A 16,738-nucleotide genomic window follows, 5' to 3' on the forward strand; every position below is an offset into this window, starting at 1 on the left:
CAAGGGGCGCAGGTTACCCACCGTCAGGTGTTCCGCCGGGAATCACTTCCTCGGTGCCGTCAGGGTGCCACATGATCAGAAGGCCGTCGTCAGCGTCGTAGTCGTCGGCCTCGTTGGCTTCGTAGAGCTCCTCCAAGTACTCCCATGGGTCGGTCCCCTCGCTCTTGAGGCGCCTCTGCTCCGTGGCGCTCAGGAAGCGGGAGTTGGGCGCACCGTAGAGCGTGGGACTTTCCAGGGGACGCTCTGCGGACGGGCCGAGCATCCGTACGACGAACTCCGCGAATCCGCAGTCGTGACGGGTGAAGTCCCCTTCGCGGCTGCGGACGATCACAGGCCACCGGTCGGGGTCGGCATCGGAGGTGTCCCAGTGGAGAGCGGCCGCGTCGACCGTCGCTCCCCAGCAGATCAGCCCGCCCGGCTCCGGCCACACCGGGTAGGGCCGGTCATCATCCTCGCTTGCAGTCACACGACTGGCAACGGACGTGAGGTCACCCAGCGTGGTTTCCCCGAGGTCCGGAGACGCTGTCGCGATGAGCAGGTGGTCGTCGATCGTTCCGGCACCGTATACGGCCAGGAAGTCCCGGTAGTCACTGGGGAACGCGGTACCCCAGGACTCGGCCACGCGTGACCAGTCGTCCGTCCGGCCGACGGGCTCGGACGGTGGGGGCAGCAGTCTCGTCAGGAGGTCCACAGCAGGATGCGGCATCCGTGTCACTCTCAAGTCGCTTGACGCCTGCCGTCGGCAGAGCGCGTTCTCTGGGTATGACGCGAGGCCCGCTCAGAAGTCGGGGCAGAGGTTCTTGTGCACCGCTTCGAGGATCTTCTCGGCTACGGGCAGGGTGCGTCCCTCGGGGTGTGTCGGGCTGGACCAGCGGATGGTGGTCTGCTTGATCTGCTTGGTCCGATCGCCGGGGAAGCTCTTGAAGGTGCCGCAGGTGCTGGTGGCTCGCGAGAGGGCTTTCTCGGTCTTGCCGTGGACGATGTCCGGGTCGATGGCGTTGAGGTCCTTCACGAGCGCGGCGGCCTGTGCGGCAGTCGGCTCGGGTGGGAGGCCGGCGGCTTTCCTGGCTTTGGCCATGTCCTCCGCGCTGATGCCGCTGGCCTTGCTCGGACTGGCCTTGGCGTCGGGTTCGGGCCTCGCTTCGAGGCCGCAGCCGGTGAGGACGACGGCAAGTGCCGCTGTGGCTGCGGCGATGACGGTGCGGGTGCGCATGGTTCCCCCGGTGCTGTGTGGTGCTGAGGGAGCATCATGCGGCAGCGGGACGGAACGTGTGGCGGCTGTGGCTGTCCTGTGACACAGCGTGCCGGGTTCATCGGCCGAGCTACGACGCCGACCGTGGATCGGCGGGTGATGGCGGGGCGAGCGGCAGCGCCCCGCGCTCAGGCTGCGCGTAGCCGCCGGGCGGGGCCCCCGCTCAGGGCGCCACCCGTCGCCAGTCCGTCACAGGACCGGGGTCCGTGTGGTCCGCAGGGGTGATCCAGAAGGCCTTGCCCAGCTCGGCGCTGAACTGGGCGCCTGTGCGGCCGTCGCCCGAGGAGCGGCCGGTCAGGCGGCGGCCTATCCAGGGGAGCAGGTACTGGCGGGTGAAGCGGGCGTCCGCCACGCGGCGGTCCATCCAGCCCGGCGGCGGGGTGGGCGGCATCGCGGTGCGCCACTCGGTGTCCTCGGGCTCGTAGCCGAGCGACTGCCACACCGCCTCCGCGACCCGGCGGTGGCCCTCGTGGGTCAGGTGGAGGCGGTCCACGTCCCACAGGCGGGGGTCGGACAGGGAGGGCGCGGCGTACAGGTCGACGACGACCGCGCCGTGCTTCTCCGCCAGCCCGTCCACGCAGTCGAACAGCTCCTCCATGCGCGGCCGGAACCGTTCGAGCACCGGGCCCTGTCGGCCGGGGCTGCGCATCAGCACGAGCTGTCCGCAGTGCGGCGTCAGCCGCTCGACCGCCTCGGTGAGCAGGTCCTTGACCCGGCCCATGTCGCACTTGGGCCGCAGGGTGTCGTTCAGCCCGCCGACCAGCGTGACCACGTCCGGCCGCATCGCCGCCGCGACATCCACCTGCTCGTCGACGATCTGCTTGATCAGCTTCCCCCGCACCGCGAGGTTGGCGTACCGGAATCCCGGCGTACGCGCCGCCATCCGCGTGGCGAGAAGGTCGGCCCAGCCCCGATAGGAACCGTCGGGCAACAGGTCCGACATCCCCTCGGTGAAGGAGTCACCGAGGGCGACGAGGCTGGCGTGCGCGGGAGGCGTGGAGTTCGTGTGCATGGCGACAGAGATGGTATCCCTGCCGCCATACCCGTCGGTCGGTGCCCCCGGCCCGGCCGTAAGCAGCATCGCCCGCCCCCGTGGCGCGCCCGCCCACCGCCGGAGGCATCACGCCGTCTGTCCGAACAGCTCCCGCAGCACGTCCTCCATGGTCACCAGCCCGGCCAGCCGCCCGTCCTCTCCGATCACCGCCGCCACATGCGTCCGGCTTCCGCGCATCGCCGTGAGCACGTCGTCCAGCGGGCCGCTCTCGCGGACGCGGGCGATCGGGCGCATGTCGGTCAGCTGGAAGGGCACGTCGCGGGGGGAGGCGTCGAGGGCGTCCTTGACGTGGAGGTAGCCGACGATGCGGCGGCCGTCGTCCACGACGGGGAAGCGGGAGAAGCCCGACTCGGCGGAGAGGCGTTCGAGTTGTTCGGGGGTGATGCCGACGCGGGCGTAGACGACGCGTTCCAGGGGGACGACGACGTCGCGGACCGGGCGGCTGCCGAGTTCGAGGGCGTCGTTGAGGCGTTCCTGGGCGCGGTTGTCGATCAGGCCCGCCTCGCTCGCGTCCTTGACGATCTCGGCGAGTTCAATGTCGGTGAAGGTGGCCGACACCTCGTCCTTGGCCTCGACGCGGAGGAGTTTCAGCAGGCCGTTGGCGAAGGCGTTGATGGTGAAGATCACCGGGCGGAGCGCCTTGGACAGCGCCACCAGGGGCGGGCCGAGGAGCAGCGCCGAGCGCACCGGCTCCGCGAGCGCGATGTTCTTCGGGACCATCTCGCCGAGGAGCATGTGCAGATACGTCGCCAGGCTCAGCGCGATCACGAAGGACACCACGTGCCCCGCGCTCGACGGCACCCCGATCGCGTGGAACACCGGCTCCAGGAGGTGCGCGATCGCGGGCTCGGCGACCACACCGAGGACCAGCGTGCACAGGGTGATGCCGAGCTGGGCCGCCGCGAGCAGCGCGGAGACGTGTTCCAGGCCCCACAGCACCCGCTTGGCCCGCTTGTCGCCCTCCTGGGCCAGCGGCTCGACCTGCGAGCGCCGCACCGAGATCAGCGCGAACTCGGCGCCGACGAAGAAGGCGTTGACGACCAGGGTCGCCAGTCCGATCAACAGCTGTACGGCGGTCATCGCGCCCCCTCCGTCCGCTCACCGTGCTCCGTGCCGCCGGGCTTCGCCCCGCCGTGCCCCGCGCCGTCCTGTCCCGTCCCGTCCCGGACCGTGCCCCACGGTGCGTGCAGCCGTACCCGTGCGGCCCGGTGCCCGGAGGCGTCCGTGACCTCCAGCCGCCAGCCGGCCACCTCGACCCGGTCCCCGGCCTCGGGTATCCGGCCGAGCCGGGTCGCGACGAGCCCGGCCAGCGTCTCGTACGGCCCGTCGGGCACCCGTAGTCCGACGCTCGCGAGCTGGTCGGTGCGGGCGGCGCCGTCGGCCGCGTACAGCAGGCGCCCCTCGGCGTCGGTGCCGTCGGGCGCGAGGTCGGGCGTCTCGTGCGGGTCGTGCTCGTCGCGGACCTCGCCGACGACCTCCTCCACGATGTCCTCCAGTGTCGCGACGCCCGCGGTGCCGCCGTACTCGTCGATGACGACGGCCATCGTGCGCCTGTCGGAGAGCCGGTCGAGGAGCCGGTCCACGGTCAGGGACTCCGGTACGAGCAGGGGGTCGCGCATGATCTGGGTGACCGAGCGCACCGGCCGGTCCTCGGCGGGCACCGCGAGCACGTCCTTGATGTGCGCGACGCCGACCACCGCGTCAAGACCGCCCCGGTACACCGGGAACCGCGAAAGGCCGGTCGCGCGGGTCGCGTTGGCCACGTCCTCGCAGGTCGCCTGGGTGTCCAGGGCGACGACCTGGACGCGGGGGGTCATCACGTTCTCCGCGGTGAGGTCGGCCAGGTTCAGCGTGCGGACGAACAGCTCGGCGGTGTCCGCCTCCAGCGCGCCCTGCTTCGCGGAGTGCCGGGCGAGCGCCACCAGTTCCTGCGGCCCGCGCGCCGAGGCCAGCTCCTCCGCGGGTTCCAGGCCGAAGCGGCGCACCACGTGGTTGGCGGTGTTGTTCAGATGGGTGATGAACGGGCGGAAGGCATTGCTGAACCAGCGCTGCGGCGTACCCACCCGCTTGGCCACGGTCAGCGGCGAGGAGATCGCCCAGTTCTTCGGCACCAGCTCGCCGACGACCATCAGGAACACCGTCGAGAGGGCCGTGCCGAGCACCAGCGCGGCCGAACTCGCGGTGGTCGCCGACAGGCCCATCGCCCGGAACGGCCCCGAAAGCAGCTTGGCGATCGACGGCTCGGCGAGCATGCCGACCACCAGGTTGGTCACGGTGATGCCGAGCTGCGCGCCGGAGAGCTGGAAGGTCAGACTGCGTACGGCCTTCAGCGCGCCCGGGGCGCCGCGTTCGCCGCGCGCGGCGGCCCGCTCCAGCTCGCCGCGCTCGACCGTGGTCAGCGAGAACTCGGCCGCCACGAAGGCACCGCAGGCGAGCGACAGCAGGACCGCCACCAGAAGGAGCAGCACTTCGGTCATCGGGTCACCCCCGTCCCATGATCGGGCACGGGGGCGCGGAACGCGCGATGTCGCGTACGGGGACGTCGCGTACTGGGAGGCTCGCCCATGGGCGGACGCTCACAACCTTTCGTCGAGGACCGGATGACACCTCAATGGTAAAGGAAACGCAAAGCGTCCGTGTGGCCGGGCCTCGCCGGCCTCAGGACGTCAGCGGCTTCACCCAGCGGCGCCAGTGCTCCTCCGGCGCGTACCCCGCCGCGCCCCAGGCATGGTGCGCCGTCTCGTTGCGCACCAGCACCATCGCGTCCGCCCGGCGCCCGCCGAGCGCGGCGAACCGCCGCTCCGCCGCTTCGAGCAGCGCGCTCGCGACGCCCTGACGGCGGTGGTCCGGGTGTACGGCGAGGCGGTACGCGGAGCAGCGCCAGCCGTCGAAACCGGCGATGACCGTCCCGACCAGCACCCCCGCGCGCTCCGCGAGCAGCAGCGCCTCGGGGTCCGTCGCGATGAGCCGGGCCACTCCGTCCCGGTCGTCACTGATGCTCGTGCCCTCCGCCGCCTCCCGCCAGAACTCCAGGACGGAGTCGATGTCGGGGACGGCGGCGGACCTGATCTGAAGATCGCTCATGTCCCCCGACCCAACCAGAACGCCGTCCGGCCGGGCCAGGGAATTTCCCCACCGCTCCTTTCAGCTCAGCGCTGCGGCTCCCGCTCCCGCCGCACCTGCGCCCGCCGCCCCTTGATCGAGGCACCGCGCAGCGCGTGGATCACGTCCTCCGCCGCGTCGTCGGGGACCTCCACCAGCGAGAAACGGTCGGCGATCTCGATCGAGCCGATATCCCGCCCGCTCAGCCGCGACTCACCCGCGATGGCGCCCACCAGGTCCTGCGGCCGGATGCCCGCACTGCGCCCGGCGCCCACGAACAGCCGCGTCATGCCCGGCGAGGAACGCCGGGGGCCCCGGGGGCCGCGCGCGCCCCGGTCGCGGCCGCGGTCCCGGCCGCGGTCCCGGTCGTCCCTCGGCGCCAGCTCGGGGATCTCCTCCTCGTCGAACGCGGCCCCGCTCGACTCGTGCGCCAGTTTCACCGCCGCCAGCGCCACGTCCATCACGTCGAACTCGTCCCCGAGGGTCTCCACGACCACCCGGAACCGCTCCAGGTCCTCGTCGTCCAGCAGACTCTCGTGCAGCGCCGCCCGCGTCAGCTCCAGGCGCCGGGCCCGCAGGTCCGCCACCGACGGCACCTTCTCCAGGGGGACCTTCCGCCCGGTCACCCGCTCGATCGTCTTGAGCATCCGGGACTCGCGCGGCTCCGCCAGCGTGATCGCCACGCCCTCGCGGCCCGCGCGGCCGACCCGCCCGATCCGGTGGACGTACGACTCCGGCGCCGACGGCACGTCGTAGTTGATCACGTGCGTCAGATGCTCCACGTCGATGCCGCGCGCCGCGACATCGGTGGCGACCAGCAGATCCGCCGTACCGCTGCGCAGCCGCCCCATCACCCGGTCCCGCTGCTCCTGGCTGAGGCCGCCGTGCAGCGCCTCGGCCCGGTAGCCGCGGCCGTTCAGCGTCTCGGAGAGCTGGTCCACCTGGTCACGGGTGCGGCAGAACACGATCGCCGCCTCCGGCGACTCCACGTCCAGCAGCCGTCCCAGCGCGGCCGCCTTCTGGTTGCGCGACACGACGTACGCCGACTCGCGCACCCGGGGTGCCTCGCCCGGCGCGGGCGCCTCCCGCTCGATGCGCACCCGGACCGGATCGCTGAGGTGCTTGCGCGCCATGGAGTCGATCCGCGCGGGCATCGTCGCCGAGAACAGCACCGTCTGCCGCTCCTCGGGCATGTTCTCCAGGATCGCGTCGATGTCCTCCGCGAAGCCCATGTCCAGCATCTCGTCGGCCTCGTCCAGCACGACCGTGCGCAGGTCGTCCAGCTTCAGCGTGCCCCGCGCGATGTGGTCGAGGGCCCGGCCCGGGGTGGCCACCACCACGTCCGCGCCGCGCTGGAGTTCGCGCAGCTGGCGCCCGATGGGCTGGCCGCCGTACACCGGCAGGACGCGTACGCCCAGGTCGGTGCCGTAGCGGTGGACCGCCTCCGAGACCTGGATGGCCAGCTCGCGGGTCGGCGTCAGCACCAGTGCGGAGGGCCCCGCGCCGCGCTTGCCGTCGCGCGCGATGCGCTGGATCAGCGGCAGCGCGAACGCGGCGGTCTTGCCGGTGCCCGTGGCCGCCTGCCCCAGCAGGTCGTGCCCCGCCAGCATGGGCGGGATCGCCTCCTGCTGGATCGGGGTGGGCTCCTCGTAGCCGAGCGCGGTCAGCGCCCGCAGGATCTCGGGGGCCAGTTCGAGATCGGCGAAGCCGACCTGCCCGTCGCCGGTGTCTGTCGTCATGGCGCATCCCTCTTCCGGAAGGCGGTCGCGGGGGCGCCCGGCGGCCTCTCGACGCGCGTGCGCCGGGCCGCCCGCAGGACGTACGGCCGCGTCCGGGCCATACGGGCTCCACACCGCGCCCGGGGGCACCCCGTGCGGGTCACGCGGTACGGAAGCATGTATACCGTCCCGAATCGGAAGGAAAACCCCGAATGGTCTAAGCGTTCGCTGTCCTCAGCCGCTCCAGCACCGGCGCGAACACCTCCAGATACGGGTCCAGCACGGTCAGATACGAGAACCCGTACCGCTCCCGCAGCGCGAGCACCTTCGCCACGACCTCGTCCAGCGATCCGACCAGGACGACGGGCAGCTCCAGCGCCTCCTCCAGGGTCAGCTGCGGCTGCCGCTCCAGCAGCGGGGCGAGCGCGGCGGCGGGATCGTCGGTGACGGCGACGGTCTGGATCAGCAGGTTCCGCTCCGCCGGTACGGCACGGTCCGCCGCCAGCTCCTCGTAGCGGGCCACCCGCTCGGCCACCTCCTTCGCCGGGAGCGGGCGCAGCTGCCCGCCCACCATCCGTGCCCCGGTGAAGCCGATGGTGTCCGCGTGCGCCACGCCCAGCGGCAGTGTGCGCTCGCCGTCGCCGCCGATCAGCAGCGGCACCCGCTCCTGCGCGGGCCGGAAACCCGCCTCGCCGGAACCGAGCAGCCGTTCCAGCTCCTCCACCGTCCGGCGCAGCTGGTCCGCCCGCTCCCGCGGGGCACCGAACGGCAGCCCGGCCCGCTCGTGCTCGGCACGGACGTACCCGGTGCCGAGGCCCAGCTCCAGGCGCCCGTCGGTGAGCGCGTCCGTGGTGGCGACCTCGCGGGCCAGCAGGGTCGGGTTCCACAGTCCCGCGTTGAGCACCAGCGTGCCGAGCCGGGGCCGCTCGGTCACCGCCGCGGCCGCCACCAGCGCCGGGAACGGCGCGACCATGCCCAGATGGTCCGGGACCAGGATCACGTCGTACCCCAGCTCCTCGGCCAGCCGGCACCTCGCCCGCCACTCGGCGGCGGGCGACGGGGTGAGCATGTTGACTCCGAACCGGAACGGGCGCGGCATGAACTCTCCTGTCCCCGGGGCAAGTTGAGCTGACCCCGCGATTCCACCACGCCCCGCGCCCGGCCGGGGCCGAACGCGTGGCTCACTCGTGCGCGATGGCTGCCAGCACGTTCATCCGCGACGCCCGCAGCGCCGGGAGCAGGGCCGCGACCACGCCGACCACCGCCGCGCCGATCACCACCGCGACGATCGTGCCCCAGGGGACGGCCAGTTCCTTCAGGCCGCGCAGGGCCAGGACCTGCTGGCCGCACACGCCCCAGACCAGACCGAGGGCGAGCCCGAGGACCGCGCCGAAGACCGCGATCACCACGGACTCGAGGCGGATCATCCGGCGCAGCTGCCGACGGCTGAGCCCGATCGCGCGCAGCAGGCCGATCTCGCGGGTGCGCTCCACCACCGAGAGCGCGAGCGTGTTCACCACACCGAGCACGGCGATGACGATGGCGAGGCCGAGCAGGGCGTAGACCAGGTAGAGCAGGACGGCGATCTGGTCGTGCACCAGCTTCTTGTAGTCGGCCTGGTCGCGCACCTGGACCTGCGGGAACGGCTTCAGGGAGGAGTCCAGTGCGCCGCGCAGCTCGCCCGCGTCGGTGCCGGGGGAGGCGTTGACGTAGAGGGAGGAGTCCTGGCCGCCGGGCGCGTACTTCTCCAGGGTGCCCAGGCCGAAGAAGACGCCGCCCTGGGTGCCGAAGCCCTCGCCCGTGTCCAGGTTGGTGAGCGCGCCGACCGTCAGCGCGGCCCTCCTGCCGCCCGGGAACTCCACCGGGAGCACACTGCCGACCTTCACCCGGTGGTCCTTCGCGAACCCGGCGTCCATCGCCAGCTTCCCGTCCGCCAGCGCGGCCGCCGTCCCGCCCTGGGTGTAGGTCAGATGGGCGACCTGGTCGAGGTGCGGGCCGTAGCCCGCGGCCGCCGTCTCCACCCGCTTGCCGTCCGGCAGCCGCAGCGCGAGCGGGGTGAGCCGCTGCGCCACGACCAGGCCGACGCCCGGCGTGCCCTCCACCGCGCGGGTGACCTCCTTGGTGAACGGCGTGAAGTTCTGGCTCTGCACGACGTAGTCCGCGCCCAGTGTCCGGTCGATCTGCCGGTCGAACGAGGCCGACATCGACGCGCTCGCCACCGACATCCCGCCGACCAGTGCCAGGCCCACCATCAGCGCGGCCGCCGTGGCGCCCGTACGGCGCGGGTTGCGCAGCGCGTTGCGCTGGCTCATCCGGCCCACCGAGCCGAACAGCGCCGGGAAGGCCGCGCCGAGCACCCGGATCACCGGGCGCACCAGGAGCGGCCCGGCGACCACCGTCGCGATCAGCGTCAGCACCACACCGAGACCGAGCAGCGAGGCCGCCGTACCGGCCTTGTCCGACGCCACGCAGCCGGCCAGCGCGGCCGCACCGGCCACGCCGATGACACCGCCCGCGACGGCCCGCGCGGTCAGCGGCTTGTCGATGCCCGCGATCTCGGCGTCCGAGAGCGCGGCCATCGGGGAGACGGTCGCCGCGCGCCGGGCGGGCAGATACGCGGCGACGAAGGTGACGCCCACGCCGACCGCGTACGCCGCGACCGGGGTGCCCCAGCCGATCACCATCTCCGTGGCCTTCAGGTTCATCCCGAACGCGCTCATCAGCCGGATCAGCCCGAAGGCCAGCCCGATCCCGGCCGCGAGACCCAGCGTCGAGCCGACCGCGCCGAGCAGCAGCGCCTCCAGGAGCACCGAGCGGCGCACCTGCCGCCGGTCGGCGCCCAGCGCGCGCAGCAGACCCAGCTCACGGGTGCGCTGCGCGATCAGCATCGAGAAGGTGTTGACGATGAGGAAGATGCCCACCAGGACGGCGATCCCGGCGAAGCCCAGCATCACGTACTTGATCACGTCGAGGAAGCCGCCGAGGTTCGCCGCGGCCGACTTCGCCTGCTCACCGGCGGTCTTCAGATCGTAGTTCCCGGGCCCGACCGCCGTCGCCACCCGGCTCTTGAGCACCTTGTCGTCGACGCCCGGTGCCGCGTCCACGGAGATGGCGGTGGCCCGGTCGGCCGAGCCCAGCAGTTGGCGCCCGGCCACCGCCGGGTCCAGGAAGACCAGGGCCGCACCGGGGTTGGTCGTGGTGAACGTGGCGATGCCGACGACCCGCACCTTGAAGGTGCCCGGCTGCGCCTGCACGGTGAGCGTGTCCCCGACCCGTACGTGCTTCTTGCTCGCGGTGTCCGCGTCGAGCAGCGCCTCGCCCGCGCCGCGCGGGGCGTGACCCGAGGTCAGCTCGACCGGGCTGCGGTCGGTGACGTACCAGGACGTGGCGATGGTGGGGGCGCCGGTCGTCGGACCGACGGACTTGTTGTGGCTGTCGACCACGACGACGTTCTGCACGGACACGTCGGCGTGGACCGACGCCACCCCGGGCACCTTGGCCACGCGGTCCCGCAGCGCGGCCGGGACGGTCTGCACGGTGCCGCCCGGCACCGGGGAGCGCAGATCCTCCTTCGGGCTCACCGTCACATCGGCCGCCGTCGACGCGAAGAGCCGGTCGAAGGTCCGGCTCACCGTGTCGGAGAAGATCAGGCTGCCCGCGACGAACGCCACGGACAGCAGCACGGCCAGCGCGGACAGCGCGAGGCGTCCCTTGTGCGCGAGGAAGCTTCTCAGCGTCGCCTTGAGCACCGGATCAGTCCTCCTGCGCCACGGCGTCGCCGCCGATCCGGCCCCGCACGATGTCGAACGCCTTCATCCGCTCCAGCACCGCGTCCGCCGTGGGCCGCTCCATCCGGTCCACGATCCGGCCGTCGGCGAGGAAGAGCACCTGGTCGGAGTGGGCGGCGGCGCCCGGGTCGTGGGTGACCATCACGACGGTCTGCCCCAGCTCGTCCACCGCCCTGCGCAGAAAGCCGAGCACCTCCAGACCGGCCCGCGAGTCCAGGTTTCCGGTCGGCTCGTCGGCGAAGATCAGCTCCGGCTGGGACGCCAGCGCCCGCGCACAGGCCACCCGCTGCTGCTGACCGCCCGAGAGCTGCGAGGGCCGGTGCTTGAGGCGGCCACGCAGCCCCAGGGTGTCGATCACCTGGTCCAGCCACTTCTCGTCCGGCTTACGGCCCGCGATGTCCATGGGGAGCGTGATGTTCTCGGCCGCGTTCAGCGTCGGGATCAGATTGAACGACTGGAACATGAACCCGATCCGGTCGCGCCGCAGCCGGGTCAGCTCCTTGTCCTTCAGCCCCGTGATCTCGGTGTCCCCGAGCCACACCTGACCGGCCGAGACGGTGTCAAGGCCTGCCAGGCAGTGCATCAGCGTGGACTTGCCCGAGCCCGAGGGGCCCATCACGGCGGTGAAACGGCCGCGTGCGATGTCCACGTCGACCGAGTCCAGGGCGATCACGGCGGTCTCGCCCGAGCCGTACGCCTTGGTCAGCCCGCGCGCCCGGGCCGCGGTGCCCCGCCCCGGCTCGGCCCCCGGCACGTTCTCCTCGGCAGATGTGAACAAGACCGCCTCCCGGTCACCTGGATGTCCCGACTTCCTGCCCAGGGCGAGCCTAGTGTGACCCGCCCCACATCCGCTCCGCTTCACGGCAGCCGGGACAGGGAAGATCGGAGGGGGTCTCCGCGCGGGGTGCCCGCCGGACCGCCCGCCACGGGAGTCGGGGACGCTGATCCTTCCGGGTGGGCCGCGCTACGCCATGGGCCCCGGACGCCGCGCCGTCCCCAGCACCCCGTACGACCACGGCAGCCTCGGGCCCCGGTCCGGGAGGCTCACCCGCTGGTACGGCCCGACGGTGAAGCCCGCCTCGCGCAGCTCCGTCAGCGGGGCCCGGGACAGATGGCAGCCGCCGGCCAGGTGGGGCCACACCGTGCGGTCCAGGGCGCGCTGGGCCGACCGCATCACACGCCCACCGCCCCGGCCGTGCTCCAGGAAGCGGACCTCGCCGCCGGGCTTGAGCACCCGCCGCACCTCCGCCAGCGCCCGCCGCACGTCCCGCACACTGCACAGCACCAGGCACAGCACGGCCGCGTCGAACGACTCGCTCTTGACCGGCAGCGCCTCCGCCGTCCCCGGCACGACGTCCACGGGCACGTCCGCCCGCAGCGCCGCCTGGAGGGCCAACCGCCTGAGCAGCGGCTCCGGTTCGATCGCCACGACCTCCGAGACGGCCGCCGGGTAGCGGGCGAAGTTCAGCCCGTTGCCCGCGCCGATCTCGATCACCCGCCCGGACAGCCCCGCGAGCAGCCGCTCCCGCAGCGCGGCCAGACCCAGCCGCGTGTCCGCGCTCTCGCTGAGGTGGGCGTAGCAACGGGCGAACAAGGGGTGGTGGACACCGCCGGGCTTCGCCGCCCGGCCGGAGCGGGTCGAGGACAGTCGCATGGCAGCCTCCCGGGGGAACGGTCCCGCCTCTACGCCGATTCTTCCCGAGGACACGCGGAATGTCCCCTCCTCGCGGACGCGCGGCCGGATACGAGCCCGCCGCGCGTCCGTCCATGCGACACCGGCCCGCTAGAACGCCGCCTGCCGCTCCCGGAAGGCCCCCGCGTCCCACTCCCCGCCCAGCCGTGCCGACAGCCAACTCGGCGCGTTGGCACGGAAGTCGGCGGGCTTCAGTGCACCCGCCCCGGCCGGGATCGCGCCGAGCAGTGGAGCCCCGGACACCTCCGGCAGGTCGGCCACATTGCAACGCGCGGCCAGATCGGGGTCGTTCGGCCAGGAGCCGATCACCACACCGATCAACTCAAGCTGACGCAGTCGCAGTTCACGTGCCGTCAGCTCCGTGGAGTTGAGCGTCCCCAGCCCCGCCGGAGCCACCACCAGCACGGGCGCGCCCAGCAGCACCGCCGCGTCCGCCAGCGTGCCGCCCGCCGCGTCGAACCGTACGAGCAGCCCGCCCGCGCCCTCCACCAGCACCAGATCGTGCGCGGTGGCCAGTTTGGCCGCCGCCTCGGCCACCTCCTGCGGCCGCACCGGCGCCATACCGGCCCGCCGGGCCGCGGTCCCCGGCGCCAACGGCTCGGGATAGCGGGCGAGTTCGGCCGTCGTGAGCGGGCCCGCGAGCCGGGCCACCTCGTCGGCGTCCCCGCGCTCACCGGGCCGTACGCCCGTCTGCGCGGCCTTGAGCACGGCCACCGAACGCCCCGCCGCGAGCGCGGTAGCGGCGACGGCGGCGGTCGTGACCGTCTTGCCGACCTCCGTGCCCGTGCCCGTGATCACCAGTACCGGCATGTCATCCCTCCCGCGCGGCGGCGCACACCGCGCGCGCGATCCGTGCCACGTCCGCGTCGTCCGTGACGTACGGCGGCATCGTGTAGACCAGATCGCGGAACGGGCGCAGCCACACGCCCTCCCGCACGGCGGCCCGGCCGGCCGCCGCCATGTCCACCTCGTGGTCGAGCTGGACCACCCCGATGGCGCCGAGCACACGCACGTCCCGTACGCCGGGCAGCTCGGCCGCCTCCGCCAGGCCCTCCGTCAGCCCCGCCTCGATCCGCTTGACCTCCGCCCGCCAGTCCTGGCCGAGCAGCAGTCCGACGGAGGCGCAGGCCACGTGGGCGGCCAGCGGATTGCCCATGAAGGTCGGCCCGTGCGCGAGCACCGGCACCTCGCCGCGCGAGATGCCGTCGGCCACCCGCGCGGTGCACAGCGTCGCCGCCATCGTCAGGTAACCGCCGGTCAGCGCCTTGCCCACGCACATCACATCCGGGGTCACCCCCGCGTGCTCCGCCGCGAACAGCGCGCCCGTGCGGCCGAACCCGGTGGCGATCTCGTCGAACACCAGCAGCACGCCGTGCGCGTCGCACGCCTCGCGCAGCACGCGCAGATACGCGGGGGAGTGGAACCGCATCCCGCCCGCGCCCTGCACCACCGGCTCCACGATCACGGCGGCCAGTTCGTCCGCGTGCCGCTCGATCAGCGCGCGCAGATGGTCGGCGTACGACTCCTCGTACGCGGCGGGCGGCGCGTCCGCGAACACCTGCCGGGGCAGGGCACCCGACCACAGCCCGTGCATCCCGCCCTCCGGGTCGCACACCGACATCGGGTGCCAGGTGTCGCCGTGGTAGCCGCCGCGCCAGGTCAGCAGGCGCCGCTTGGCCGGGCGGCCGAGCGAGCGCCAGTACTGGAGGCACATCTTCACGGCGACCTCGACGGACACCGAGCCGGAGTCCGCGAGGAAGACGTGCTCGAGGCCCTCGGGGGACATGTCGACAAGGAGCTTCGCCAGTCGTACGGCGGGCTCGTGCGTGAGCCCGCCGAACATCACATGGCTCATCCGGCCCAGCTGCTCCCGCGCCGCCGCGTCCAGCACCGGGTGCCGGTAACCGTGGATCGCGGACCACCAGGACGACATCCCGTCGACCAACTCGCCCCCGCCGTCGGCCAGTTGCAGCCGGACCCCGCTCGCCGACTCCACGACGAGCGGTTCGGCGCGGCCGGGCATCGGGCCGTACGGGTGCCACACATGCCGCCGGTCGAGGTCGAGCAGCCCGGCCGTGTCGAGGTCGGGCATAAGGCCGGGCATGAGGTCGGGCATGAGGTCAGGCATTGGGCGCGAGGTCCGTTCCGGCGCCACGGCGGCGTACGGCGACGAGGTCGGTGCGGGGGGTGTCTCCGGCGGGCTTGGCGTCGGCCGGGGTTTCCGCCTCGTCCGGGGCGGTCGCCTGCGCCGGGGTCTTCGCCTGTGCCGGGGTCGTCGCCGGTGCGGAGTCCGCCGTACCGCACACACCGTGCGACCCGCAGCCAGCTTCCCCGGCGGCGCCCGACCCGCAGCCGCCCCCGCCCGCCGCCCGGTGCTCCGGCAGCGTCACCTCGTCCGCGCCCTCCACCTCGAACCCGGCGTCCGCGATCATCTCCAGGTCGGCCCTGCCCGCCTGGCCCTCGCTGGTGAGGTAGTCGCCGAGGAAGATCGAGTTGGCGAGGTGCAGCGCGAGCGGCTGGAGCGTGCGCAGATGGACCTCGCGGCCGCCCGCGATACGGACCTCCACGTCCGGGCAGACGAAGCGGACCATGGCGAGGATGCGCAGACAGCGCTGCGGGGTGAGGTTCCACTCCTTGGCCAGCGGGGTGCCCTCGAACGGGATCAGGAAGTTCACCGGAACGGAGTCCGGGTCCAGCTCGCGCAGCGCGAACACCACGTCCACCAGGTCCGCGTCGCTCTCGCCCATGCCCGCGATCAGCCCCGAGCAGGCGGAGAGCCCGGCCGCGTGCGCCTTGTGCACCGTGTCCACCCGGTCGGCGTACGTGTGGGTGGTGGTGATGTCGCCGTAGGTCGCCTCGGAGGTGTTGAGGTTGTGGTTGTAGGCGTCGGCGCCCGCCGCGCGCAGCCGCTCCGCCTGGCCGTCGGAGAGCAGGCCCAGACAGGCGCACACCTCCACGCCCTCGTTCTGGTCCTTGATCGCCTTGATGGTCTCCGAGACGCGGTCCACGTCCCGGTCCGTCGGCCCGCGCCCCGAAGCCACCAGGCACACCCGTTTGGCGCCCCCGGCGAGCCCCGCCGCTGCCGCCTCGGACGCCTGGTCCGGCTTCAGCCAGCTGTACTTGAGGATGCCCGCCGTGGAGCCGAGCCGCTGCGAGCAGTAGGAGCAGTCCTCGGGGCACAGGCCCGACTTGAGGTTGACCAGATAGTTGAGTTTCACCCGTCGCCCGAACCAGTGGCGGCGCACCTTGCCGGCCGCGGCCACCACGTCGAGCAGTTCGTCGTCGGAGGTGGCCAGCACGGCGAGCGCCTCGGCCCGCGTCGGCTGCTCGCGTCGAAGTCCCTTGTCCACCAGCGTGTTCAGGAGGTCCATGGGGCCCGATCCTGTCCTACGGCACCGCTCCGGGCCAAGGAGACTTCACACAACAGAAGCCGTTCGGAGTGTGGGTATTGCCACATCATGGGCGGCGACACGGACCGCTAGTGTCTGTCCGCTACCTACAAAAGCACCGGAGGACCCATGGCGTTCGGCTGGATCGACGAGGAGGCCGGGGCCCGCCGCCGCGCCGGACTGGTACGCACCCTGCGCCCCCGCCCGTCCGACTCCCCGCTCCTGGACCTCGCGAGCAACGACTACCTGGGCCTCGCCCGCCACCCCGAGACCACCGAGGGCGCCGCGCGCGCCGCCCGCGCCTGGGGCGGCGGTTCCACCGGCTCCCGGCTGGTCACCGGCACCACCGAGCTGCACACCGAGCTGGAGCGCGAACTCGCCGACTTCTGCGGCTTCGAGGCCGCCCTGGTCTTCTCCTCCGGGTACGCCGCCAACCTCGCCGCCGTCACCGCGCTCGCCCCGCACGGCTCGCTGATCGTCTCCGACGCGGGCAACCACGCCTCGCTCATCGACGGCTGCCGACTCGCCCGGGGCACCACCCAGGTCGTCGGCCACGCCGACCCGGAGGCCGTGGACAAGGCGCTCGGCACCCACCGGGGAGCCGCCGTCGCCGTCTCCGACACGGTGTTCTCCGTGGACGGCGACGCGGCCCCCCTCGGCGCGCTCGCGGCCGCGTGCCGGGCGCACGGCGCGGGCCTGGTGGTGGACGACGCCCACGGCCTCGGCGTCCTGGGCGACGCCG

The 16,738-nt window shown here is 72.9% G+C and carries 15 protein-coding genes; 1 reads left to right on the top strand and 14 read right to left on the bottom strand.

Going from position 1 to position 16,738, the window contains the following annotated elements; translation table 11 throughout:
* Positions 1-13: 13 nt before the first annotated feature.
* The 14 genes from GTW40_RS06525 to bioB all read right to left on the bottom strand — a co-directional run bounded on the left by GTW40_RS06525 (position 14) and on the right by bioB (position 15,978).
* Positions 14-691, bottom strand: a complete 678-nt coding sequence (locus GTW40_RS06525; protein ID WP_161179201.1) for an SMI1/KNR4 family protein — start codon at positions 689-691, stop codon at positions 14-16.
* 87 nt (positions 692-778) lie between these two features.
* Complete coding sequence (locus GTW40_RS06530) at positions 779-1,213, bottom strand: hypothetical protein (protein WP_161179202.1); 435 nt, start codon at positions 1,211-1,213, stop codon at positions 779-781.
* A 202-nt stretch (positions 1,214-1,415) separates the two neighbouring features.
* A complete protein-coding gene (locus tag GTW40_RS06535; protein ID WP_161179203.1) occupies positions 1,416-2,264 on the bottom strand; it encodes an SGNH/GDSL hydrolase family protein in 849 nt (282 codons plus the stop codon).
* Between the two features lie 108 nt (positions 2,265-2,372).
* A complete protein-coding gene (locus GTW40_RS06540; protein ID WP_161179204.1) occupies positions 2,373-3,386 on the bottom strand; it encodes a hemolysin family protein in 1,014 nt (337 codons plus the stop codon).
* On the bottom strand, positions 3,383-4,783 hold the full coding sequence (locus GTW40_RS06545) for a hemolysin family protein (protein WP_161179205.1): 1,401 nt from the start codon (positions 4,781-4,783) through the stop codon (positions 3,383-3,385). The genes GTW40_RS06540 and GTW40_RS06545 overlap by 4 nt, the downstream gene beginning before the upstream one ends.
* A 181-nt stretch (positions 4,784-4,964) precedes the next feature.
* Positions 4,965-5,390 (bottom strand): GNAT family N-acetyltransferase, encoded by a 426-nt coding sequence (locus tag GTW40_RS06550; protein WP_161179206.1) that lies wholly within the window; start codon positions 5,388-5,390, stop codon positions 4,965-4,967.
* Between the two features lie 65 nt (positions 5,391-5,455).
* Positions 5,456-7,147 (bottom strand): DEAD/DEAH box helicase, encoded by a 1,692-nt coding sequence (locus tag GTW40_RS06555; protein WP_161179207.1) that lies wholly within the window; start codon positions 7,145-7,147, stop codon positions 5,456-5,458.
* A 196-nt stretch (positions 7,148-7,343) separates the two neighbouring features.
* Positions 7,344-8,225 (bottom strand): TIGR03621 family F420-dependent LLM class oxidoreductase, encoded by an 882-nt coding sequence (locus tag GTW40_RS06560; protein WP_161179208.1) that lies wholly within the window; start codon positions 8,223-8,225, stop codon positions 7,344-7,346.
* An 82-nt stretch (positions 8,226-8,307) separates the two neighbouring features.
* Positions 8,308-10,875 carry an ABC transporter permease gene (locus GTW40_RS06565; RefSeq protein WP_161179209.1) on the bottom strand — a complete coding sequence of 856 codons (2,568 nt, stop codon included), beginning with the start codon at positions 10,873-10,875 and terminating at the stop codon, positions 8,308-8,310.
* A gap of 4 nt (positions 10,876-10,879) precedes the next feature.
* On the bottom strand, positions 10,880-11,692 hold the full coding sequence (locus GTW40_RS06570; RefSeq protein WP_202485494.1) for an ABC transporter ATP-binding protein: 813 nt from the start codon (positions 11,690-11,692) through the stop codon (positions 10,880-10,882).
* Between the two features lie 186 nt (positions 11,693-11,878).
* Entirely contained in the window at positions 11,879-12,568 is a 690-nt protein-coding gene (locus GTW40_RS06575; RefSeq protein WP_161179210.1) for a class I SAM-dependent methyltransferase, read from the bottom strand.
* 129 nt (positions 12,569-12,697) lie between these two features.
* Entirely contained in the window at positions 12,698-13,417 is a 720-nt protein-coding gene (gene bioD / locus GTW40_RS06580; RefSeq protein WP_161179211.1) for a dethiobiotin synthase, read from the bottom strand.
* A 1-nt stretch (position 13,418) separates the two neighbouring features.
* Positions 13,419-14,699 carry an adenosylmethionine--8-amino-7-oxononanoate transaminase gene (locus GTW40_RS06585; protein WP_161179217.1) on the bottom strand — a complete coding sequence of 427 codons (1,281 nt, stop codon included), beginning with the start codon at positions 14,697-14,699 and terminating at the stop codon, positions 13,419-13,421.
* 28 nt (positions 14,700-14,727) lie between these two features.
* Entirely contained in the window at positions 14,728-15,978 is a 1,251-nt protein-coding gene (gene bioB / locus GTW40_RS06590; protein ID WP_161179212.1) for a biotin synthase BioB, read from the bottom strand.
* A gap of 147 nt (positions 15,979-16,125) precedes the next feature.
* On the opposite strand from bioB, the gene GTW40_RS06595 reads away from it, so the two are divergent.
* On the top strand, positions 16,126-16,738 hold a 613-nt coding region (locus GTW40_RS06595; RefSeq protein ID WP_161179213.1), incomplete at its 3' end, for an aminotransferase class I/II-fold pyridoxal phosphate-dependent enzyme.

This window comes from Streptomyces sp. SID4985 (assembly GCF_009863025.1).
Classification (GTDB): domain Bacteria; phylum Actinomycetota; class Actinomycetes; order Streptomycetales; family Streptomycetaceae; genus Streptomyces.